Annotated in this window: 23 protein-coding genes; 19 read left to right on the top strand and 4 right to left on the bottom strand. The window is 62.2% G+C overall.

Translation table 11 applies throughout. The features are described 5' to 3' along the window. Window positions 1-272 precede the first annotated feature (272 nt). The 9 genes from parA (at window position 273) to EH199_RS15390 (ending at window position 7,850) form a co-directional block, all read left to right on the top strand. Window positions 273-911, top strand: coding sequence for a ParA family partition ATPase (gene parA / locus EH199_RS15430; protein ID WP_006022606.1), 639 nt, complete (start codon window positions 273-275; stop codon window positions 909-911). Further along, complete coding sequence (locus EH199_RS15425; RefSeq protein ID WP_006022605.1) at window positions 908-1,162, top strand: hypothetical protein; 255 nt, start codon at window positions 908-910, stop codon at window positions 1,160-1,162. Before parA ends, EH199_RS15425 begins: the two co-directional genes overlap by 4 nt. Then, window positions 1,159-1,680: a DUF2840 domain-containing protein gene (locus EH199_RS15420; RefSeq protein WP_006022604.1), complete on the top strand. Its 522-nt coding sequence runs from the start codon at window positions 1,159-1,161 to the stop codon at window positions 1,678-1,680. The genes EH199_RS15425 and EH199_RS15420 overlap by 4 nt, the downstream gene beginning before the upstream one ends. Continuing rightward, window positions 1,677-2,222 (top strand): S26 family signal peptidase, encoded by a 546-nt coding sequence (locus EH199_RS15415; protein ID WP_006022603.1) that lies wholly within the window; start codon window positions 1,677-1,679, stop codon window positions 2,220-2,222. Before EH199_RS15420 ends, EH199_RS15415 begins: the two co-directional genes overlap by 4 nt. Window positions 2,223-2,292: 70 nt before the next feature. Beyond that, window positions 2,293-2,640: a DUF736 domain-containing protein gene (locus EH199_RS15410; RefSeq protein ID WP_006022602.1), complete on the top strand. Its 348-nt coding sequence runs from the start codon at window positions 2,293-2,295 to the stop codon at window positions 2,638-2,640. Window positions 2,641-2,709: 69 nt separating this feature from the next. Then, the gene (locus EH199_RS15405) at window positions 2,710-3,417 is read left to right on the top strand and encodes a lytic transglycosylase domain-containing protein (RefSeq protein ID WP_049707222.1); all 708 of its coding nucleotides are present in this window, start codon (window positions 2,710-2,712) and stop codon (window positions 3,415-3,417) included. A gap of 244 nt (window positions 3,418-3,661) precedes the next feature. Beyond that, a complete protein-coding gene (locus EH199_RS15400; protein ID WP_033965849.1) occupies window positions 3,662-5,401 on the top strand; it encodes a VirD2 family relaxase/mobilization nuclease in 1,740 nt (579 codons plus the stop codon). A 24-nt stretch (window positions 5,402-5,425) separates the two neighbouring features. After that, window positions 5,426-7,414: a conjugal transfer protein TraG gene (locus EH199_RS15395; protein WP_006022599.1), complete on the top strand. Its 1,989-nt coding sequence runs from the start codon at window positions 5,426-5,428 to the stop codon at window positions 7,412-7,414. 7 nt (window positions 7,415-7,421) lie between these two features. Further along, a complete protein-coding gene (locus EH199_RS15390) occupies window positions 7,422-7,850 on the top strand; it encodes a hypothetical protein (protein ID WP_006022598.1) in 429 nt (142 codons plus the stop codon). Window positions 7,851-7,931: 81 nt separating this feature from the next. Here EH199_RS15390 and EH199_RS15385 read toward each other — a convergent pair whose 3' ends face one another. The 3 genes from EH199_RS15385 to EH199_RS15375 all read right to left on the bottom strand — a co-directional run bounded on the left by EH199_RS15385 (window position 7,932) and on the right by EH199_RS15375 (window position 10,030). Further along, entirely contained in the window at window positions 7,932-8,570 is a 639-nt protein-coding gene (locus EH199_RS15385; protein WP_006022597.1) for a response regulator transcription factor, read from the bottom strand. Beyond that, window positions 8,567-9,586 (bottom strand): sensor histidine kinase, encoded by a 1,020-nt coding sequence (locus EH199_RS15380; RefSeq protein ID WP_197057830.1) that lies wholly within the window; start codon window positions 9,584-9,586, stop codon window positions 8,567-8,569. Before EH199_RS15380 ends, EH199_RS15385 begins: the two co-directional genes overlap by 4 nt. A 165-nt stretch (window positions 9,587-9,751) precedes the next feature. Continuing rightward, window positions 9,752-10,030: a metal/formaldehyde-sensitive transcriptional repressor gene (locus EH199_RS15375; protein WP_006022595.1), complete on the bottom strand. Its 279-nt coding sequence runs from the start codon at window positions 10,028-10,030 to the stop codon at window positions 9,752-9,754. A 340-nt stretch (window positions 10,031-10,370) separates the two neighbouring features. Here EH199_RS15375 and EH199_RS15370 point away from each other — a divergent pair, with 340 nt between their 5' ends. From EH199_RS15370 to EH199_RS15350, 5 genes are all read left to right on the top strand, one after another. Beyond that, entirely contained in the window at window positions 10,371-10,586 is a 216-nt protein-coding gene (locus EH199_RS15370; protein ID WP_124810155.1) for a hypothetical protein, read from the top strand. A gap of 77 nt (window positions 10,587-10,663) precedes the next feature. Further along, on the top strand, window positions 10,664-11,182 hold the full coding sequence (gene hisE / locus EH199_RS15365) for a phosphoribosyl-ATP diphosphatase (RefSeq protein WP_006022593.1): 519 nt from the start codon (window positions 10,664-10,666) through the stop codon (window positions 11,180-11,182). A 32-nt stretch (window positions 11,183-11,214) separates the two neighbouring features. Beyond that, window positions 11,215-11,586 (top strand): SLOG family protein, encoded by a 372-nt coding sequence (locus tag EH199_RS15360; RefSeq protein ID WP_242443339.1) that lies wholly within the window; start codon window positions 11,215-11,217, stop codon window positions 11,584-11,586. 46 nt (window positions 11,587-11,632) lie between these two features. Further along, on the top strand, window positions 11,633-13,399 hold the full coding sequence (locus tag EH199_RS15355; protein WP_006022591.1) for an NRAMP family divalent metal transporter: 1,767 nt from the start codon (window positions 11,633-11,635) through the stop codon (window positions 13,397-13,399). Between the two features lie 171 nt (window positions 13,400-13,570). Beyond that, window positions 13,571-14,023: a hypothetical protein gene (locus tag EH199_RS15350; RefSeq protein ID WP_006022590.1), complete on the top strand. Its 453-nt coding sequence runs from the start codon at window positions 13,571-13,573 to the stop codon at window positions 14,021-14,023. A 362-nt stretch (window positions 14,024-14,385) separates the two neighbouring features. Here EH199_RS15350 and EH199_RS15345 read toward each other — a convergent pair whose 3' ends face one another. Next, window positions 14,386-14,574: a hypothetical protein gene (locus EH199_RS15345; RefSeq protein ID WP_124810154.1), complete on the bottom strand. Its 189-nt coding sequence runs from the start codon at window positions 14,572-14,574 to the stop codon at window positions 14,386-14,388. Between the two features lie 391 nt (window positions 14,575-14,965). Between EH199_RS15345 and trbB the strand changes: the two genes are divergently transcribed. Genes trbB through trbJ form a run of 5 tightly spaced genes read left to right on the top strand, consistent with a single transcriptional unit; the run spans window position 14,966 to window position 19,802 of the window. Next, window positions 14,966-15,982, top strand: coding sequence for a P-type conjugative transfer ATPase TrbB (gene trbB / locus EH199_RS15340; RefSeq protein ID WP_024343194.1), 1,017 nt, complete (start codon window positions 14,966-14,968; stop codon window positions 15,980-15,982). Beyond that, the gene (locus EH199_RS15335) at window positions 15,982-16,311 is read left to right on the top strand and encodes a TrbC/VirB2 family protein (protein ID WP_370449692.1); all 330 of its coding nucleotides are present in this window, start codon (window positions 15,982-15,984) and stop codon (window positions 16,309-16,311) included. Before trbB ends, EH199_RS15335 begins: the two co-directional genes overlap by 1 nt. Then, complete coding sequence (locus EH199_RS15330) at window positions 16,311-16,592, top strand: VirB3 family type IV secretion system protein (protein ID WP_006022585.1); 282 nt, start codon at window positions 16,311-16,313, stop codon at window positions 16,590-16,592. The genes EH199_RS15335 and EH199_RS15330 overlap by 1 nt, the downstream gene beginning before the upstream one ends. 13 nt (window positions 16,593-16,605) lie before the next feature. Continuing rightward, window positions 16,606-19,044, top strand: coding sequence for a conjugal transfer protein TrbE (trbE, locus tag EH199_RS15325; RefSeq protein WP_006022584.1), 2,439 nt, complete (start codon window positions 16,606-16,608; stop codon window positions 19,042-19,044). Beyond that, window positions 19,041-19,802 (top strand): P-type conjugative transfer protein TrbJ, encoded by a 762-nt coding sequence (gene trbJ / locus EH199_RS15320; RefSeq protein ID WP_006022583.1) that lies wholly within the window; start codon window positions 19,041-19,043, stop codon window positions 19,800-19,802. Before trbE ends, trbJ begins: the two co-directional genes overlap by 4 nt. Window positions 19,803-19,806 lie beyond the last annotated feature (4 nt).

Here is a 19,806-nt window from a genome sequence, read left to right as displayed (position 1 = left end):
ACTCAGTACGCCAGCATCGCACATTTCGGAGTCAGTTCACAGACATGGAACCAAACACATGGACTCAAATCCTTGCATCGACTCAGTTTTCCATCCGCGCCGATTCACCGAACACGGCACACCGACAACCTCGTCCGGCAGGCCGCGAACGCGCTAAGCGCCGCTGGCAAGCGGCGCACCAGCAGCGCCGCTCTTACCAACGCTGGCGCGGCGAGAAACGGGACCTCCGGCCCTCCGCAGCTTCCCTTCGGTCCACGCCCGGGAGGCCGCCGATGATCGTGGCCTTCCTCAACCAGAAGGGCGGCGTCGGCAAGACGACGCTGGCGCTGCACCTAGCCGGCGAATGGGCCGGTAGGGGAAAGCGGGTCACGCTCGTCGATGCGGACCCCCAGGGTTCGGCGCTCGACTGGTCGCAGCAACGCGCCCGCGAGCACGCGCCGCGCCTGTTCGGCGTCGTCGGCCTGGCGCGCGACACGCTCCACCGTGAGGCGCCCGAGCTGGCGCGCGATGTCGATCATGTGGTGATCGACGGGCCGCCGCGCGTCGCCGGGCTGATGCGATCCGCGCTGCTCGCCGCCGACCTCGTGCTGATCCCCGTGCAGCCGTCGCCGCTCGATGGTTGGGCCTCGGCCGAGATGCTGGCGCTCCTGTCGGAGGCGCGCATCTATCGGCCGGAGCTTCGCGCTCGCTTCGTCCTCAATCGCTGCGGCGCGCGCACCGTGATCGCCCGCGAGACGGCCGAGACGCTCGCCGACCACGATCCGCCAGTGCTGCGCACGGCGATCGGACAGCGCGTCATCTACGCCGACGCCGCGCAATCGGGCCGGCTCGCTTTCGAGATCGACGACGACGGACCCGCCGCGCGCGAGATCGCGGCGCTCGTCACCGAGCTCGAAAGGATCTCACCATGAGCGAGCGATCCGAACGGCGCGGCTTTGCGGCACGTCCGACCAATCAAGAGGCCTGGATCAAGGCCGCAGATGCCACCGCGCCGCGCGCGCCGGACGATGAAGCCTTCACCGCCCGCATGACGATCGACGTCACGCCCGCCTTACGTGGACGGATCAAGATCGCTGCCTTCCGGCGCGGCGTTACCGTTGCCGACATGCTGCGCGAGATGCTCGCGCGCGAATTCCCACACATCGAAGGAGACCCCTCATGACCGGCGCCGCGGCCCCCCGCGCGCGCGGCGGCCCGACGCCGACCGCACGCCACCAAGACAATCTCACCCATGTCGAACTGACCTGGGTTGAGAAGAAGATCGAGAACTGGATCCGCTTCGGCACGCACGCCCACGAACAGATTCTCGATCGCCGTCGGCGTGTCCTGTCTTTTCGCCCCGGCGCGGTCTTCGCCTTCGTGCGCTGGGCCTCGAATGACTTCGGAACGATCATCTCGCGCATCGACGTCGTGCGCTCGGTTGCGCGCGGCGAGACGTACCAGACGCTGCCTTTCGTTCGTCCTGGCGGCGAAATCCTGCTGAAGGTCGAGAGCTGGCCCAGGGTCGAGCGCGTGCTGCAGGCGATCGACGCCATCGAGCGCATCGGCATCGATCCCGAAGCGGTTTCGCCCGATCATTGGCGTCACGTCCACAACCGGCTCGCTGCTGGACACGAGCCGCGCACCTACACGCTCGACCATCATCGCGCATTCCTGCTGCGCCGAAAGGCCGAGTCGTGAGCCGCGCCGGACTTCTCCTGGCGACGACGCTCGCCGCGCTCAGCGTCGGCTATCCCGGCCTCACGCCGATGCCCATCAAGCTGATCTGGAACGCATCGGCGAGCGCGCCCATCGGGTTCTATTCGATCGACTTCGACGGGCCGCTCGACGTTACCGATCTCGTTGCGGTCGATGCGCCCGAGCCGCTCGCGACATTCCTCGCCGAGCGCGGCTACCTGCCCAAGGGCGTGCCGCTGATGAAGCGCATCCTCGCCGTCTCCGGGCAGACCGTTTGCCGTTCGAACCTCACTATCACCGTCGATGGTGTGGAGGTCGGTGCGGCACTGGAGCGCGATCGCGCAGGCCGCGATCTTCCCGTCTGGCAAGGCTGCCGCCGGGTCCAGACTGGCGAAGTCTTCCTCATGAACTGGCAGGTCCGCGACAGCCTCGACGGCCGCTACTTCGGCCTGATCTCGACCGACCAGATCATCGGCCGTGCCGTCCCACTGTGGACCGATGAAGACGGCACCGGCCGCTTCGAATGGCGTGCGCCGACACGCTGACCGCCTTCCCATTCGGCGGGAGCGGTGCTCGCCGATGGCTGTCCCAATCCCCACCGCGAAGGAGACTGACATGCCCCAGATTGGCGAATTCACGCGCGACGAGACCGGCTTCGTCGGGCATCTGACGACGCTGGTTTTGAACCAGGACGTCATAATCATCGCAGCCGAACCGACCGAGGTTGAGAACGCACCGCAGTATCGCGTGCATGTCTTCGACGGCATGAACAATGAGCCGGGCGCGGAGATCGGCGCCGGATGGAAACGCTCCGGAGAGAAGGCCGGCGAATACGTCGCGCTGCTGATCGACGATCCGACATTCCCGCACCCGATCCGCGCCAACATGTTCCGCGACGACGATGGCGGCTCGGCCTGGTCGCTGCATTGGTCGCGTCCGCGCGATCGCGGCGAGAAGGACTGAGCGATGCTTGGCTCTCGTCAACCGAGGAGCCGTTCGATTGCGTCCGGGCCGCGCTGCGCTGCCCGGCGCATGGCTCTCCTCCTCCTTTCCGGCCTTAGCCTCGCGAGCATCATGCCGGCGATCACGATGGCGCAGGACTTGGGCGCCGATCGACCGTCGCCACGCGATCCCTATGGCGATCATATCGCCGAGGCTTCGCGGCGCTTCGGCGTTCCGATCGCATGGATCAGGGCGGTGATGCGTGCCGAAAGTGCAGGCGATCCACGCGCCCTTTCGCCGAAGGGCGCGATGGGCCTGATGCAGATCATGCCGCCCACTTGGGCAGGCTTGCGCCTTCGCCACCGTCTCGGCGCTGATCCTTATGATCCGCATGACAACATCATCGCCGGCGCCGGCTACATCCGCGAGCTGTTCGATCGCTACGGATCGCCCGGCTGGATCGCGGCCTACAATGCCGGTCCTGGTCGTTACGAGGACTCGCTGAAGGGCCGGGCGCTGCCCGCGGAAACGCGCGCCTATGTCGCCATCGTCGCGCCGTCGGTGACCAGCGGCGATGCGACTTGGCCGATCGTGGCCGCCGCGGCCGATGCACTCGCCTGGACACGCGCGCCGCTGTTCATCGCGCAAGCTGAGCGCATATCGATACCCGTTCCCGTACCGGCCGAGCGCGCTTCCGATGCCGCGATGACGACATCGTCCGTGCGCGATGTTTCCGCCATCGAGCCGCAGTCGGGCGGGCTGTTTGTCCCGCGTTCGGGCCAAAGGAATGCGCCATGAGCAGCCCGGTTCCTGATCGCACGATAGCGTGCTCAAGCGCGTCATGGTGTGCGTTGAGGGTAGAGGCAGGCAACACGACCGGACGATGGCAGGATAAAAGGCCGCGAGGTGCGGCTTGGGTCGGTTGTGGTTTTTCAATAGGTTATGAGGCGATTTCGCGATGTGCGGGATTTCCCCGCACCTCACGACTACGCCGATTTTCCTGCGATTTCCTGTGCTTGGCGCGATGTGCGAGGCATCAGCCATGACCGGCGACAGTGATTTCCGCATCCGGCCGGGCCGCATCCGCTCGACCCGTGCGCAGCAGGCTCGTCCCTTCATCGCGCAGGCTCTCGCCGCGGCGAAGAAGGCCGGGGCCGGCGTCTCACGCTCCGGCCGGATCGTGTCCGGCAACCGCTCGCGCTTCGGGCGGGGCCAGCGTGCGAGCATCCAGGCGAACCGGCTGCTCACCGCGCGAACGCGCGGCGCTGTCATCAAGGCGCGCGTCGTGCGCCAGACATCGCGCTCGGCGCCGCTCGCGACCCACCTCAATTATCTGCGCCGCGAAGGCGTGACCCGCGATGGGGAGAAGGCCCATCTCTTCGGTCCCGGGGGCGACGACGCCGATCCGAAGGCCTTTGCGGAACGGTGCCAGGACGACCGCCACCATTTCCGGTTCATCGTCTCGCCCGACGATGCGCCCGACATGGCCGACCTGCGGTCCTTCACCCGCGATCTCGTCACGCAGATGGAAAAGGATCTCGACACCCGCCTCGATTGGGTGGCGGTCGACCACTGGAACACCGAGCATCCCCATGTCCACCTGATCGTGCGCGGGGTCCGTGACGACGGGCAGGACCTCGTCATCTCACGCGACTACATCAAGGAAGGAATGCGCGACCGCGCGCGTGACCTCATCACGCAGGAATTAGGGCCGCGCACCGACCTCGACATCCAGCGCAGCCTGAAACGCCAGGTCGATGCCGAGCGCTTCACGCAGCTTGACCGCCAGCTTATCCGCGATGGCCATGCCACGGGCGTCATCGAGACGGCGATCGATCCGAACGTCCGGCTCGACGAATTTCATGCGCTGAAGGTCGGACGGCTCCGCAAGCTGGAAACACTCGGCCTCGCCGAGCAGGTCGGCCCCGGTCAATGGGCGATCGACACGAAGGCCGAGGCGACTCTGCGTGAACTCGGCGAGCGCGGCGACATCATCAAACGCATGCACCGGGCTTTGACGGATCGCGGCATCGAACGCGGCTCGGCGGGCTATGTGCTCGCGGCCGAAAGCCTCGATGCGCCCGTGATCGGCCGATTGGTCGATCGCGGTCTTGATGACGAGCTGAAGGGCTCCGCCTACGCCGTGGTCGACGGCGTCGACGGCCGCACCCATCACATCAAGCTGCCCGATCTCGAAGCCGCCGGTGACAGCGCGGCGGGTTCGATCGTCGAGTTGCGTGCGTTCGATGATGCACAGGGACAGCGCCGGGTCGCAATCGCCGTCCGCTCCGATCTCGATATCGATCGTCAGGTCACGGCAACCGGCGCGACTTGGCTCGATCGGCAGAACATCGCGCGCGAACCTGCCGCCCTGTCCGAGGCCGGCTTCGGCGCCGAGGTACGGCAGGCGCTGGATCGACGCGCGGATCATCTGGTCGGACAGGGCTTCGGCGAGCGACACGGCCAGCGTGTCACCTTCAATCGCGGGCTGATCGACACGCTGCGCCGTCGCGAGCTGGAAGCGGCCGGCGAAAAACTCTCCGCCGAAACAGGCCAGCCGTTCAATCGCGCGGGAAGCGGCGAGTATGTTGCCGGCACCTACCGCCAGCGTTTGGCACTCGCCTCCGGCCGCTTTGCCATGCTGGACGACGGCCTCGGCTTCCAACTCGTGCCCTGGTCACCCTCTCTGGAAAAGCACCTCGGCAAGCATGTTTCCGGCGTCGCCCGCGATGATGGCGGCATCGACTGGAGCTTTGGCCGCAAACGAGGGCTCGGCCTCTAACCTCTCTCCGAAAGGACCGTTCCAATGTCCGCCACGAAGATCCTATGGGGCCAGATCCTCACCGTTTTCCTGATCGTCCTCGCCACCACTTGGGGCGCAACGGAATGGGTGGCTTGGCGATTGGCGTTCCAGCCGGAGTTGGGCGCGCCGTGGTTCACGCTGTTCGGCTTTCCTTTCTATCTGCCACCCTCCTTCTTCTGGTGGTGGTACGGCTTCGACGCCTACGCACCCGCGATCTTCGTCGAAGGCGCTTTCATCGCGGCGTCCGGTGGCTTCATCTCGATCGCCGTCGCCATCGGCATGTCGGTCTGGCGTGCACGCGAGGCCAAGAAGGTCGAGACCTATGGCTCGGCGCGTTGGGCCGAGAAGAAGGAGGTGGAGACGGCCGGCCTTCTCGGTCCCGATGGTGTCGTGCTGGGACGCTACGAGCACGCTTATCTGCGCCATGATGGGCCTGAACATGTTCTGTGCTTCGCGCCCACCCGAAGCGGCAAGGGTGTTGGCCTCGTTGTGCCCTCGCTGTTGACCTGGCCGGGCTCGGCGATTGTTCACGACATCAAGGGCGAGAACTGGCAGCTCACCGCCGGCTTCCGCGCCAGGCACGGCCGCGTGCTGCTCTTTGACCCGACCAACACAAAATCCGCTGCCTACAATCCTCTGCTCGAGGTGCGCCGCGGCGAATGGGAGGTTCGCGACGTCCAGAACATCGCCGACATCCTGGTCGACCCAGAAGGGTCGTTGGACAAGCGGAACCATTGGGAAAAGACGAGCCATGCGCTGCTAGTCGGCGCGATCCTCCACGTCCTCTATGCGGAAAAGGACAAGACTCTGGCCGGCGTCGCGGCGTTCCTCTCTGATCCGAAGCGACCAATTGAATCCACCCTCGATGCGATGATGAAGACGGCGCATCTCGGCGACGCCGGACCGCATCCCGTGATCGCCAGCGCCGCACGCGAGCTCCTCAACAAATCCGACAACGAACGCTCAGGCGTGCTCTCTACCGCCATGTCGTTCCTGGGACTCTATCGCGATCCCGTCGTCGCCGAAGTGACGCGGCGCTGTGACTGGCGGATCTCCGATATCGTGGGCGGAAAATACCCGGCAACACTCTATCTCGTCGTGCCACCATCCGACATCAACCGCACCAAACCGCTTATCCGACTGATCCTCAATCAAATCGGCCGACGCCTGACCGAGGATCTGCAAGCAAAGGGCGAACGCCATCGTCTCCTGCTGATGTTGGACGAGTTTCCGGCGCTGGGGAGGCTCGACTTCTTTGAGTCAGCACTGGCCTTCATGGCCGGCTACGGTCTGAAGAGCTTCCTGATCGCGCAATCCCTAAACCAGATCGAAAAGGCCTACGGGGCGAACAATTCGATCCTCGACAATTGCCATGTGCGCGTCAGCTTCGCGACCAACGACGAGCGTACCGCCAAGCGCGTTTCGGACGCCCTCGGCACCGCCACCGAGATGAAGGCCATGAAGAACTATGCCGGCCACCGGCTGTCCCCCTGGCTTGGCCATCTGATGGTTTCGCGCTCGGAAACAGCTCGGCCACTGCTCACACCTGGCGAAATCATGCAGCTCCCTCCCACCGACGAGATCGTCATGGCGGCGGGCACGCCGCCGATTCGTGCGAAGAAGGCGCGCTATTACGAGGATGCTCGGTTCAAGGAACGCCTGCTGCCGCCGCCCGCGCTCACAACGTCGCAGCAAGGACAGCCCGACGATTGGACCACGCACCAGTTGCCAGCCCGACCACAGATTGCCGAGGCCACCTTGCTAGCGCAGCCCGCCGATGAAGATCCAACCGAGTCGGAACGCCGCCAGCAACCGGAACTCAATCGGGTGAACCCCGTCGAGAAGAAAGTGCCAATCGACAACCCGTTCGAGATCGATACCGATCGGGACGAGTCTGACGACGATGCCGTGCGCACCAGCCGTATGAACCGGCTCATGCAGGGCGTCGCGCGCCAGGTCTCGCTCGACCCCGGTGACGGCATGGAGCTGTGAGACGCCCGTGACGAAACCACCCCGCAAGCAACGCCTCTCCGTCTATCTCGACCCCTCTGTCATGAACCGGCTCGCAGATCACGCCGCGCGCCGCGACCATTCGCGATCGTTGGTCGCGGAGGCGGCGATCGAGTCATTCCTCTCACCCGATGCCGCCGAACGCCAGGAGGCCGTCATCACGAAACGCCTCGACCAGCTCGACCGACGCATGTCGCGGATGGAGCGCGATATCGGAATATCGGTCGAGATGCTCGCAGTCTTCGTGCGCTTCTGGGTGACCACCACACCGAGTTTGCCAGAACCTGCTGCGCAGGCCGCGCGCGCCAAAGCTGGCGAACGCTATGATCAGTTTGTCACAGCTCTCGGCCGCCGTCTCGCGAAGGGCCCGAAGCTTCATCAGGAGATTTCTGAGGACGTTGATGGCGAGGCAGAATAGCTCGTCAGATCGCGCACGCTCCTGCGTGAGCCCAAGCTGCTCTCCAAGGCCGCATTGAAGTCAGCAATAATCGACTGCCTCTCAATCCCTTATTCTTTCCAATCTCTCGGACATCCGCCCGAGTTCAAGCAAGGATGCCGCCTCCATCTTCCGCATGATCTGCGCCCGACACACCTTCACCGTGATTTCGCTGAGTGCAAACTTCGCAGCAATTTGCTTTGTGAGTTTTCCATCAAGTATCATGTCCATAACTTGGCGCTCGCGAACAGAAAGCGAATCGTACCGCGCGCGAAGATCAGCTGTCATTGTCTTCTCGTTTCGTCGGATTTGCGAAGTCTGGAGACCGAGATAGATCGCATCAAGTAGGTCTTGGTCCCTAAACGGCTTGGTCAGAAATTCGATCGCGCCAAACTTCATAGCCCGGACCGACATCGGGATATCCCCGTGCGCCGTAATGAACACGACCGGGATCTCCACACGCGTTCTGAAAAGCTCTTGTTGGAAATCCAAGCCGTTCTGACCCGGCATTCTAACGTCCAATACCAAGCAAATCGGCGTATCAGGAATCGACCACGCCAAAAACTCGTGCGTAGACGCAAAGGTGTGAATATCAAGTCCGACAGAACTCAGGAGATTTCTGAGCGCTTCACGCACGGAAAGATCATCGTCGACGACGGCTACCGTGCCGCCCACAACGACGGGCTGTTTCGACTGTCTCATAGTATTTTCTCCCTGTCGCCAGGCAGAGTAAAACAAAAGGTAGCGCCGCGCGGATTGGTCGGCTCAGCCCAAATATTACCGCCGTGAGATTCAATAATTGATCGGCATATTGAAAGTCCAATTCCCATGCCATCGCTCTTGGTGGAGTGAAAGGCATCGAAAAGATGCCTTACGAAGCCAGGATCGATACCGCCTCCCGTGTCTTCTATCGTGATCATCACGCCGGACGCGCTTGATTTAGCGGAGTTTATTCGAATCTCACGAACACTGCTCTGCAGCGTACCCATCGCATCTATCGCGTTCACGAGAAGGTTGAGTGCAACCTGTTGAAGTTGAATACGATCACCGAAGATCATGGGCAGATCACTCGACAGGTTCGTATAAACGGAAACTCGGCTTTCTCGGAAACGGCTTTGCAAAAGCCCCAGCACCTCTCTGATTACGACGTTGATCTCAATCCAGGACCTCTTTGGTTCTGCACGCATAGACAGCGCTTGGACGCGCTTGATGATTTCACTTGCTCGGTTTGCGTCGCTGACGATGCTATCTATCGAAGACGCGGCTTTTTCTAGGTTCGCGGGATCTCCGTGAATCCAGCGTGTACATGCATTGGCGTTGGTCACGATTGCGGCGAGCGGCTGATTGACCTCATGGGCGATTGAGGCAGCGATCTCGCCGAGAGTCGTGATCCGAGCGACGTGCGCAAGGCGGGTCTGCGCCTGTTCGGCCGCCACACGAGCGGTCTCCATCTTGACAGCGAGATAGGTCGTTGCCGCGATCGCCAGCAGGCTGATCGAGGTGTTGACGACTCCGGTTCCGAAGCTTCCACTCGGCGTCAGGATGTAGCTCGCGATCGTCAACGCGATGCATATTCCAGAGACCGTGCCCATGCCCCGCGTGTGGCTGAAGCGAGCCGACAATAGAACGACAATCACATAAAACGTCGCAGCGGATATCTCGTAAGGGGTTATGGTGTCGATGATGAAGATGCCGATAGTGAGGATGCCGATCAGCAAGGGAAGCGTTCCAGACCTAACGAGGCGCCATAGCCCATCGATGAACGTCAGTAGTTCCCTTGAACGGGTGCCGAGCGGGTATCGATGCGTCAAGTTTGCCTCGTGATCTATAGGATCGACGTGGGCAGGCTGATTGACTGGTGTTTTTTGTGGAGCCATCGCAGTTCACTTGATGTAGGTGTGCAAAACGTCGACTAATTCGAGCGCGGCATTACGTTCAGCTTCTGTGGGCGTGCGGTTCGCATCGACCATATGCGCTTGAATGTGCCCATTGACGACTTCGGCCATGATTCCGTTGATCGCACCGCGCGTGGCCGTGACTATCCGCATCACGTCGCCGCAACTCTCATCCGCGATGAGGGCCCGTTCAATCGCATCGACCTGACCTCGAAGGCGTCGGACCCTATTCAGCAGCTTCTGCTTCTCAGCCACCGCATGCGCCATCGCGTCCCTCCGCTATACCCGGGTATAGTTGTAATATACCCCCCAGAGTATATATGAATGTCGCGCGAAGTGAAGACCGGCAGGGTTGTTCGCGTCGTGGTCCAGTTCGTCGTGAATTGGATCCGGATTGGCACAGCAGAGGATCATATGAACCCGCGATCTAGCAACGACCCCTCGGAGGGAGATAGTAGGCGTCAGTCACCTGCTATCGACGCTCCGCTGGGTTGCATCATCGCTCGGGTCGGTTCTGCCGACGTAACTGCGCCAGCACTTCGACGCTGAGCACCGTCCGTCCAGGCCACCCGGGTTCGAGCAACTGCTTGAACAGACGGAGGTGGCCATGGCCGCTCATCTCAACATCGACACACGTCGGGCGCCACCGGTGGTCGCCCATGATGATATTCAATTCGCCGGGGTGTTTCCCGGCTTGAAATTGGGCGCTCGCAACTTGGCGAGACCAAAGCTTCTTGCCCATTGGCATCAGGAATCCGATGGCCGGCTGATTGGGGGCTGGCAATTGGAGACATCCGCCACTCTGAAGAATCCTGACGATTGATCATAGCGACACACGGCAATGCCGTGCGCAGCGTAGCGCTGCTGTTGGCAGCAAAGTTCAAACGAAGGGATTAACTAATGAATGCAGTGGTGGCTTTGCTGCCTGCGCGCCCCGCAGGCACTAATACGACTTGCGCGAATACTATCTTCGCCAACGATTTAGAGCAGCTCTACAACGCGCTGAATGATGTGACATTGACGGAGCATGCTCGCACGGCAGAGCTGATGAATGCCGGATTGCGGAAGATCTCGCAGAAGGTTGTCGAGGAGGCTGCCGAGGTCGCTCTCGAGGCGGTGAGGAAGCGGACCCAAAAGACGGTCAGCGAAAGTGCCGATCTTCTCTATCACTTGGTCGTTCTGTGGCACGCACTCAATATTGAACCCAGCGAAGTCTGGGCCGAGATGCGGCGCCGCGTGGAAAGCATGGGCATTGCCGAAAAGCTTCCTAAGCCGCGTCGGGGAACGACTGATCCCGCCCCGGTCAACGACAGCTCGGAAGGAAATCGCGTACCTGCGCCCTGCATCACCGCCAACTCGCGCGCACCAGCACCGTGTCCCGAAGAGCAGCCCGAAAGGACACGGCCATGCGCCTCCTAGTCTGTGGAGGACGTCACTTCGAGGACGCCGAGATGGTGCATCACGAACTAACTGCACTGCATTGGCGAAAGCCAATCAGCGTTGTGGTCCACGGCAGCATTGCAGGCGTCGGCATCATCGCTGAGGCGTGGGCGCGTCGCCATGGGATCGCTGTGGTGCGTTACCCGCCAAATTGGGAGTTTTACGGCAAGAAGGCCGAAGGGCTGCGCAGCGATTTCATGCTGACAGACAGCCGACCCGACTTTGTCGTGGCTTTCCCAGGGGGGCGCCACACCGCCGATCTCGTCCAACGGGCAATCAACGTCGGGCTCGCCGTGCTCGCCATTCCGCCCAACACGGCTGGAGCTTGCCCAGTCGCAAAGCATCCGCCGCAGCGGGGCCAGCCAACAACCGCTTCGCTCTGATCCAGTGAATTCACCCAAAAACGAGCAAAACTCAACGGAGTTTGAAATGTCCGATACCTCTGCGACATCGCTTGAACAAATCGAATTGGCCTCAAGCGCGCCCGCTGTCCTGGATAGCGCGCATATTGGCGACATCCACGGCGCGTTCGGCACCATCCGGCAGCACGACACCGGTGTACGAAAGACTTGGCGGGCTAGGCTGGCGACCTTGATGGCAATCGTCGGCCCGGGACTGATTGTCATGGTCGGCGACAATGATGCCGGCGCTTTTGGAACCTATACGCAGGCAGGTCAGAACTACGGCACCTCTCTGCTGTGGACGTTGATGCTCTTGATCCCGGTGATTTACGTGAATCAGGAGATGGTGTCACGGCTAGGTGCTGTGACGGGCGTTGGCCATGCACGACTGATATTCGAACGTTTCGGAAAGTTCTGGGGTGCCTTCAGCCTTATAGACCTAGTTCTTCTCAACGGACTAACCATTGTAACCGAGTTCATCGGCATCGTATTCGCACTCCAATATTTTGGTTTGCCAAGAGTTCCGGGACTGATTGTCGCGGCGGTGCTCATAGTGGCCGCCGTCAGCACCGGAAGTTTCAAGCGGTTTGAACGCTTCGCGATGGTTTTGGTCTTTGGCAGTCTGTTGCTAATACCTGTGCTCCTCGCCATCCATCCACCAATCGGTGAGATCGCCCATGGACTGCTCGTGCCGCAATGGCCCGCTCACTCCGACATGGCGGCAGTCATGCTGCTTGTCATTGGCATCGTTGGCACGACCGTCGCACCTTGGCAGCTCTTTTTCCAACAAAGCTATGTTGTCGATAAGCGGATCACGCCCGCCTTCAACGGCTACGAGAAAGTCGATCTTTGCCTCGGGATCCTCCTGGTAGTAATCGGCGCCGTTGCCATGATGGCGTTCTGTGCCGCATTGTTTGCCGGACGGCCGGAATTCGGCAATTTCACGGATACAGGTGCGGTGCTTACGGCGCTGGACAAATATGTGGGTCCATATTCGGCGACGATTTTTGCAATCGCTCTTTTGGATGCTTGCCTCATCGGCGCAGCAGCCGTCTCGCTCTCGACGTCTTATGCGATCGCCGACGTCCTCAGGGTGAGGCACTCATTGCATCGCAAAGTCACGGATGCCATCGGATTCTACGTTGCTTACGGGATTCTCATATTCATTGCCGCAGGCCTTGTTGCCTTCGCAAGTGATGCGCTGCTGGGCCTCTTTGTCAGTGCCGTGCAGGCTCTCGCTGGCGTGCTGCTACCAAGTGCCACGGTCTTCCTGCTCCTCCTTTGCAACGACAAGGCGGTTGTCGGCCCCTGGTCCAACGGTCCTAAGCTCAATGTATTCACCGGAGCAATAATCTGGTCCCTTGTGTTGCTCTCGATCATCCTCACCGTGGCGACCGTCTTCCCAGATGTGGCTGACAGCACAATTCTGAAAATACTGATTGGCGGCTCTTTGCTGGGGCTTTGCGGGTTCGTCTTTTCGTTCGCAGCACGCAAGCGTAGTTATGACGTGCCCGCTGCCGCATATGGCAACGATCAAGATCACCGCTTCGCCAAGATGACGATGCTCGAGCGCCGGAACTGGCGCATGCCGCCGCTTAATCGGCTGCCTGCCCTGCATATGACGTTGATGACGAAGGTCTGGATGGGCGTGCTACGCGGCTATCTTCTGATTGCTGTCGCGCTGATCGGCTTCAAGGTCTTCGTCGCCGCGACCGGCGTCGAGGTCAGCATCCCCCAGATCGGCGGAACGCCAACCAGCAACGACGCTGCTACAAGCAATACCGGCTCGAAGTAGCACGCAAGAAGGCGGGTGACGACGTTGACGCACGGGCGCGAGCACCGACATGTCCGCAATAGCCTCGCGGACGTTGCTATACCCCGCGTCGTCGCCTGCCAACCAAAACGAAAAGGAAACAATCTGAATAGACAAAACTCTTTTGTTCTAACTAGCTGATGGGGGCGCCTCATGTCTGAACAATTCAAGACTCTTCCCGAACGCATCCAGGCGCTTTCCGATGCAACTTCTTGTAGTTCTTTTTCGCTGACCTCAGTCGAGCAGACCAAGGGCTTTCAGATTATCGCTTTTGTCGACAGCTGTTTCGGCGATTCTCAATGCGAGATCGATGCTTGCGGATTGATCGCCGCTATGCTGATCGCTTTTGCCAAAGCGCGCAGCGATCCGTTCACGTTTCATTATTTTGCAACGCGTGCTCTCCATGACGGACTAGAACGTTGCATCGCTATCCTTGTCCAACGCGGCGAAAGGCTGCCCGTTGTCGCCTATGCGCTCATCGCAAATTATATCCGCTGGACGGCTCGACGCCGAGAGATGGCTTTAGCCGCGGCGTTTGAGCGTCTGCGCCTTTATCCGACACTTCCAAACATGTTGATCTGGCCGCCGAAGCGCACGCCAGGATAGCGTGCCAGCGCCTGAGATTCATCGAACAAAAAAAAGCCGTGGCAGATTTTCTCAAAGGAGACCCAAAACAATGAGTAATCAACTATCGCATTGGCCTCCGCCACTTCGGATCCGCCTTCTGCTTTTTGTGGTGTCTCGCATCGAACACTTTCTCCTCTTAAGGTGTCCGAAAGGTCGCATCAGGCGATTGGGATTGGCTTGGGTCGACCAGATTCATGCGCGCGTGCGCAAAAAGCTCAGCCGTGCAGAGCTACCCGAAACGCGTTGATGTTTCTTCCGCGTTCGATCGCGCGTCAAATAGCCTTGAATCAGCGCTGAATGGTGAGGAAGCCTACAAATCTCTTTCCGCGCCGATCGGTCCGTCACCGTGATCTATAATCGACGAGGGCTTCATTGCGCCGCGCCGGTGTTAAACTGTCAAGGAGGGCGTTGGCCTTCTCAATTACCTTGCTGCCGATCTCGCGCTGTTGCCCTTGATTGGCTTTTCGGGCGCCCTCGGCGAACACCGATTCCGCGGGGAGTACCGCCGCAGCAAATGCGGCGGCGGCCAAAACCGATCTAAGAAACATAGGCTACTCTACTCGGCTGGGGTTCATGGCTGCAAAGATGCTATCGTACGTACCGTCCCGTTCAGCCTAACGCCGTGCATGATCCCGATTAAGAAGGATCTCACCCCCCGGATGATCTCCGCGATCGAGGATGTCCATCACCTCCACAACAAATGCATTGAGCGGTCATTGTGCGAGGATCAGACGCTTGCGCAGAGCCGGTCAAGCTCCGCGAGCGTATTGGCGTATCGTGCGTCCGACACCGCCGTTCTCCTGTATTTGCACGCTACACTACTACGTCGATGAATCTTTGTTGAATCGCCCCGAAATCTGGCCCCTTTAATCATCCCCGTCTGGGGAAGGACTGTATCGGCCCCGATAGAAACGGGGCACTATGACAGCATCACACCACAATTCGGAAGGCCTCGCGCGCGGCGCAAGGATGCTGCGCACTGCGCTCGGTCCTGCAATCGCGCGCTATCTTGATGACGCCAGCATCGTCGAGGTGATGCTCAATCCCGATGGGCGCCTCTGGATCGACCGACTCTCCGAAGGACTTTCCGATACCGGTGAGCGGCTGTCACCAGCGGACGGCGAACGTATCGTTCGCTTGGTTGCGCACCATGTCGGAGCCGAGGTTCATGCTGGTGCTCCTCGGGTATCCGCAGAGTTGCCTGAAACCGGCGAGCGGTTCGAAGGCCTGCTGCCACCCGTCGTCGCTGCCCCCGCATTCGCGATCCGTAAGCCCGCTGTCGCGGTGTTCACGCTCGACGACTACGTCGCGGCCGGCATCATGTCAGCGACGCAGGCCGAGATACTCCGCCGGAGTGTCTCCTCACGCGCCAACATCCTCGTCGCCGGCGGGACATCCACCGGCAAGACGACGCTGACAAACGCGTTGCTCGCCGAAGTTGCGAAGACCGCCGATCGCGTCGTCCTCATCGAAGACACCCGCGAACTGCAATGCGCCGCGCCGAACCTCGTGGCGATGCGAACAAAAGATGGCGTTGCCTCACTTTCCGATCTCGTTCGCTCTTCGCTGCGTCTGCGGCCCGATCGCATACCCGTTGGCGAAGTGCGCGGCGCCGAAGCGCTCGAACTGCTCAAGGCCTGGGGCACCGGCCATCCTGGCGGGGTCGGCACCATCCACGCCGGCAGCGCGATCGGCGCACTGCGCCGCATGGAGCAGCTCATTCAGGAGGCAGTCGTCACGGTCCCGCGCGCATTGATCGCGGAAACGATCGACCTCGTTGCCGTCCTCTCCGGTCGCGGATCCGCGCGGCGACTCTCCGAACTCTCGCGCGTCGAAGGCCTCGGTCTCGACGGCGACTACCGCATCGCGCCGGCCACCACGGATGGCGACGGCAGCTCGAGCTTGTTCGTCCCAGCACCTGAAGGAGAAAGCCTGTGATCCAACGCCTGCGGCGCGCGCGCCATCATCTCGTCTTGACCGTTTCCATCGCCACTCTGTCGGCGGTGATGGCAGCCCCCGCTCACGCTTCCGGTTCGTCGATGCCGTGGGAACAGCCTCTCCAACAGATCCTGCAGTCGATTGAAGGTCCCGTGGCGAAAATCATGGCGGTGATCATCATCATCGTTACCGGCCTGACGCTGGCCTTCGGCGATACCTCCGGCGGCTTCCGCAGGTTGATCCAGATCGTGTTTGGTCTCTCGATTGCCTTCGCCGCGTCGAGCTTCTTCCTGTCGTTCTTCTCGTTCGGCGGCGGGGCGCTGGTCTGATGACGGGCGCTGTCGATCAGGGCGGCGACGTCCCAGGCTATACCGTCCCCGTTCACCGGGCACTGACCGAGCCGATCCTGCTCGGCGGCGCCCCACGGGCTATCGCCATCATGAACGGGACGCTCGCTGGCGCGGTCGGCCTAGGGCTTCGCCTCTGGCTGGTGGGGATCGCGATCTGGGCGATCGGCCACGTCACCGCGGTGTGGGCTGCCAAGCGCGATCCGCTCTTCGTCGACGTTGTGCGCCGCCATCTGCGCGTCCCCGCACACCTTTCGGTCTGAGGGGAGCGCGGCCATGATGAACCTTGCCGAATATCGCAATCGCAACAGCCGCCTGGCCGACTTCCTCCCCTGGGTCGCGCTGGTGGGCTCCGGCATCGTCCTCAACAAGGACGGCAGCTTTCAGCGCACCGCGCGGTTTCGCGGCCCCGATCTCGACAGCGCCGTACAGGCTGAGCTAGTCGCCATCGCCGGCCGCCTCAACAATGCGTTCCGTCGCCTTGGATCAGGCTGGGCAATCTTCGTCGAGGCGCAGCGGCAAGCTTCGAACCTCTATCCCGACAGCCGCTTTCCCGATCCCGCCTCGGCGCTGGTCGACGCCGAGCGCAAAGCGGATTTCGAGGAAGCTGGCGCACATTTCGAGTCGAGCTATTTCCTGACCTTCACCTATCTGCCGCCGGCCGAGGACGCCGCGCGCGCGGAATCCTGGCTCTATGAAGGCCGGGAAAAGTCGGGCCTCGACCCCAACGAGGTGATGACCGGGTTCGCCGATCGCACCGATCGCATCCTGCGCCTGGTCGAAGCCTTCATGCCCGAATGCCGCTGGCTTGATGACGCGGAGACGCTCACCTATCTCCACGGCTGCGTCTCGACCAAACGGCACCGTGTCCGCGTCCCCGAAACGCCGATCTATCTCGACGCGCTGCTCGCCGACCAGCCGCTCACCGGCGGGCTCGAGCCGCGCCTTGGCGCGTCGCATCTGCGCATCCTCACCGTCACAGGCTTTCCAACGGCGACGACACCTGGCCTGCTCGACGAGCTGAACCGTCTCGCATTTCCGTATCGTTGGTCGACGCGGGCGATCCTGCTCGACAAGACCGACGCGACCAAGCTGCTGACCAAGATCCGCCGGCAATGGTTCGCCAAGCGCAAGTCGATCGCCGCGATCCTCAAGGAGGTAATGACCAACGAGGCGTCCGTCCTCGTGGACACCGACGCCGCGAACAAGGCCGCCGATGCCGACATGGCGCTCCAGGAACTCGGCGCCGACTATGCCGGGATGGCCTACGTCACCGCGACGGTGACGGTGTGGGACGAGGATCCGCGCGCTGCCGACGAGAAGCTGCGCCTCGTCGAGAAGGTCATTCAGGGCCGCGACTTCACTGCCATGGCCGAGACGATCAACGCGGTGGACGCCTGGCTCGGATCATTGCCCGGCCACGTCTATGCGAACGTCCGCCAGCCGCCGATCTCCACGCTCAATCTCGCCCACATGATCCCGCTGTCGGCGGTGTGGGCGGGGCCGGAACGGGACGAGCATTTTGCAGCGCCCCCACTGCTCTTCGGCAAGACCGAAGGCTCCACCCCGTTCCGGCTTTCGCTTCACGTCGGCGACGTCGGCCACACGCTGATCGTTGGCCCGACCGGCGCGGGCAAGTCGGTCCTGCTGGCGCTGATGGCGCTGCAGTTCCGACGCTATGCTCGCGCCCAAGTCTTCGCCTTCGACTTCGGCGGCTCGATCCGCGCGGCGGCGCTCGGCATGGGCGGCGATTGGCATGACCTCGGCGGCGATCTCAGTGACGGCGCGACCGATAACGTCAGCCTTCAACCGCTCGCCCGCGTTCACGACGTGCCCGAGCGCGCCTGGGCGGGCGACTGGATCGTATCGATCCTGACCCGCGAGGGCGTGGCGATCACGCCCGAGGTGAAGGAGCATATCTGGACGGCGCTGACCTCGCTGGCATCGGCGCCCGTCGAGGAGCGCACGATCACCGGCCTGGTCGTGCTGCTCCAGTCGAACGATCTCAAACAGGCGCTCAGGCCCTATTGCGTCGGCGGTCCCTACGGCCGGCTGCTCGACGCTGAACGCGAGTATCTTGGCTCGGCGTTCGTTCAAGCGTTCGAGACTGAGGGGCTGATCGGCACCGGCGCGGCGCCGGCGGTTCTCTCCTATCTCTTCCATCGGATCGAAGATCGGCTCGACGGTTCGCCGACTCTTCTCATTATCGACGAAGGCTGGCTGGCGCTGGACGATGACGGTTTCGCCGGCCAGCTCCGCGAATGGCTGAAGACGCTGCGCAAGAAGAACGCCAGCGTCATCTTCGCCACGCAATCGCTCAGCGACATCGACGGCTCGGCCATCGCGCCTGCCATCATCGAAAGCTGCCAGACCCGGCTTCTGCTGCCGAACGAGCGCGCGATCGAGCCGCAGATCACGGCGATCTATCGGCGCTTCGGCCTCAACGACCGCCAGATCGAGATCATCGCGCGGGCAATGCCCAAGCGCGACTATTACTGCCAGTCGCGGCGCGGCAACCGCCTCTTCGAGCTCGGTCTGTCCGATGTCGCGCTCGCTCTGTGCGCCGCGTCATCGAAGACCGACCAGGCGGCCATTGCCCGCATCGTCGCCGAACACGGCCGCGACGGCTTCCTCGCCGCATGGCTCGATCACCGTGAGGTCGGTTGGGCCGCCGATCTCATCCCCACGCTCACCAACAAGGAGACGTCCCAATGAAACTGCGCAATTCCCGCGCAGCGCGTTTTGCTGCCGCGCTGCTGACCGCTCCCGTCGCGCTCGCGCCCATGCTGGCGACGCCCGCTCACGCCATCATCGTATTCGATCCCTCGAACTATGCGCAGAACGTGCTCACGGCGGCGCGATCGCTTCAGCAGATCACCAACCAGATCACCTCGCTTCAGAACGAAGCGCAAATGCTGATCAACCAGGCACGCAACCTTGCGAGCCTGCCGTTCTCGTCGCTGCAACAGCTTCAGCAGTCCGTCCAGCGCACGCAGCAGCTTCTCAACCAGGCGCAGAATATCGCCTACGACGTCCAGCAGATCGACCGGATGTTCCAGCAGAAGTACGGGAACGTCTCGCTGTCCGCTTCGGATCAGCAACTCGTCACCGATGCCCGCTCGCGCTGGCAGAACACGGTCGGCGGCCTGCAGGACGCAATGCGGGTGCAGGCGGGCGTCGTCGGCAACATCGACACCAATCGCACGCAGATGTCGGCGCTGATCGGCCAGAGCCAGGGCGCGACCGGCGCGCTGCAGGCGACGCAGGCCGGCAACCAACTCCTTGCGCTCCAGGCGCAGCAACTCGCGGATCTCACCGCCGTCGTGGCGGCCAACGGCCGGGCGCAGGCCTTGCAGTCGGCCGAGCAGGCCGCCGCCGCCGAACAGGGCCGCGAGCAGCGCCGGCGTTTCCTGACGCCGGGCTCGGGCTACCAGCCCGGCAATGCCCGCATGTTCCCGAACAGCGGCAACTGAGGCT

The sequence above is a fragment of the Novosphingobium sp. LASN5T genome (genome assembly GCF_003856955.1).
Taxonomy (GTDB): Bacteria; Pseudomonadota; Alphaproteobacteria; order Sphingomonadales; family Sphingomonadaceae; genus Novosphingobium.
This window is presented reverse-complemented; position numbering and strand designations above follow the sequence as displayed.

Bases quoted from the DNA above. Each gene is read 5' to 3' on its own strand.
- parA (WP_006022606.1), top strand. From the start codon at position 273: ATGATCGTGGCCTTCCTCAACCAGAAGGGCGGCGTCGGCAAGACGACG.
- EH199_RS15425 (WP_006022605.1), top strand. From the start codon at position 908: ATGAGCGAGCGATCCGAACGGCGCGGCTTTGCGGCACGTCCGACCAAT.
- EH199_RS15420 (WP_006022604.1), top strand. From the start codon at position 1,159: ATGACCGGCGCCGCGGCCCCCCGCGCGCGCGGCGGCCCGACGCCGACC.
- EH199_RS15410 (WP_006022602.1), top strand. From the start codon at position 2,293: ATGCCCCAGATTGGCGAATTCACGCGCGACGAGACCGGCTTCGTCGGG.
- EH199_RS15405 (WP_049707222.1), top strand. From the start codon at position 2,710: ATGGCTCTCCTCCTCCTTTCCGGCCTTAGCCTCGCGAGCATCATGCCG.
- EH199_RS15400 (WP_033965849.1), top strand. From the start codon at position 3,662: ATGACCGGCGACAGTGATTTCCGCATCCGGCCGGGCCGCATCCGCTCG.
- EH199_RS15395 (WP_006022599.1), top strand. From the start codon at position 5,426: ATGTCCGCCACGAAGATCCTATGGGGCCAGATCCTCACCGTTTTCCTG.
- EH199_RS15385 (WP_006022597.1), bottom strand. From the start codon at position 8,570: ATGAGACAGTCGAAACAGCCCGTCGTTGTGGGCGGCACGGTAGCCGTC.
- EH199_RS15375 (WP_006022595.1), bottom strand. From the start codon at position 10,030: ATGGCGCATGCGGTGGCTGAGAAGCAGAAGCTGCTGAATAGGGTCCGA.
- EH199_RS15370 (WP_124810155.1), top strand. From the start codon at position 10,371: ATGGCCGCTCATCTCAACATCGACACACGTCGGGCGCCACCGGTGGTC.
- hisE (WP_006022593.1), top strand. From the start codon at position 10,664: ATGAATGCAGTGGTGGCTTTGCTGCCTGCGCGCCCCGCAGGCACTAAT.
- EH199_RS15360 (WP_242443339.1), top strand. From the start codon at position 11,215: ATGGTGCATCACGAACTAACTGCACTGCATTGGCGAAAGCCAATCAGC.
- EH199_RS15355 (WP_006022591.1), top strand. From the start codon at position 11,633: ATGTCCGATACCTCTGCGACATCGCTTGAACAAATCGAATTGGCCTCA.
- EH199_RS15350 (WP_006022590.1), top strand. From the start codon at position 13,571: ATGTCTGAACAATTCAAGACTCTTCCCGAACGCATCCAGGCGCTTTCC.
- trbB (WP_024343194.1), top strand. From the start codon at position 14,966: ATGACAGCATCACACCACAATTCGGAAGGCCTCGCGCGCGGCGCAAGG.
- EH199_RS15330 (WP_006022585.1), top strand. From the start codon at position 16,311: ATGACGGGCGCTGTCGATCAGGGCGGCGACGTCCCAGGCTATACCGTC.
- trbE (WP_006022584.1), top strand. From the start codon at position 16,606: ATGATGAACCTTGCCGAATATCGCAATCGCAACAGCCGCCTGGCCGAC.
- trbJ (WP_006022583.1), top strand. From the start codon at position 19,041: ATGAAACTGCGCAATTCCCGCGCAGCGCGTTTTGCTGCCGCGCTGCTG.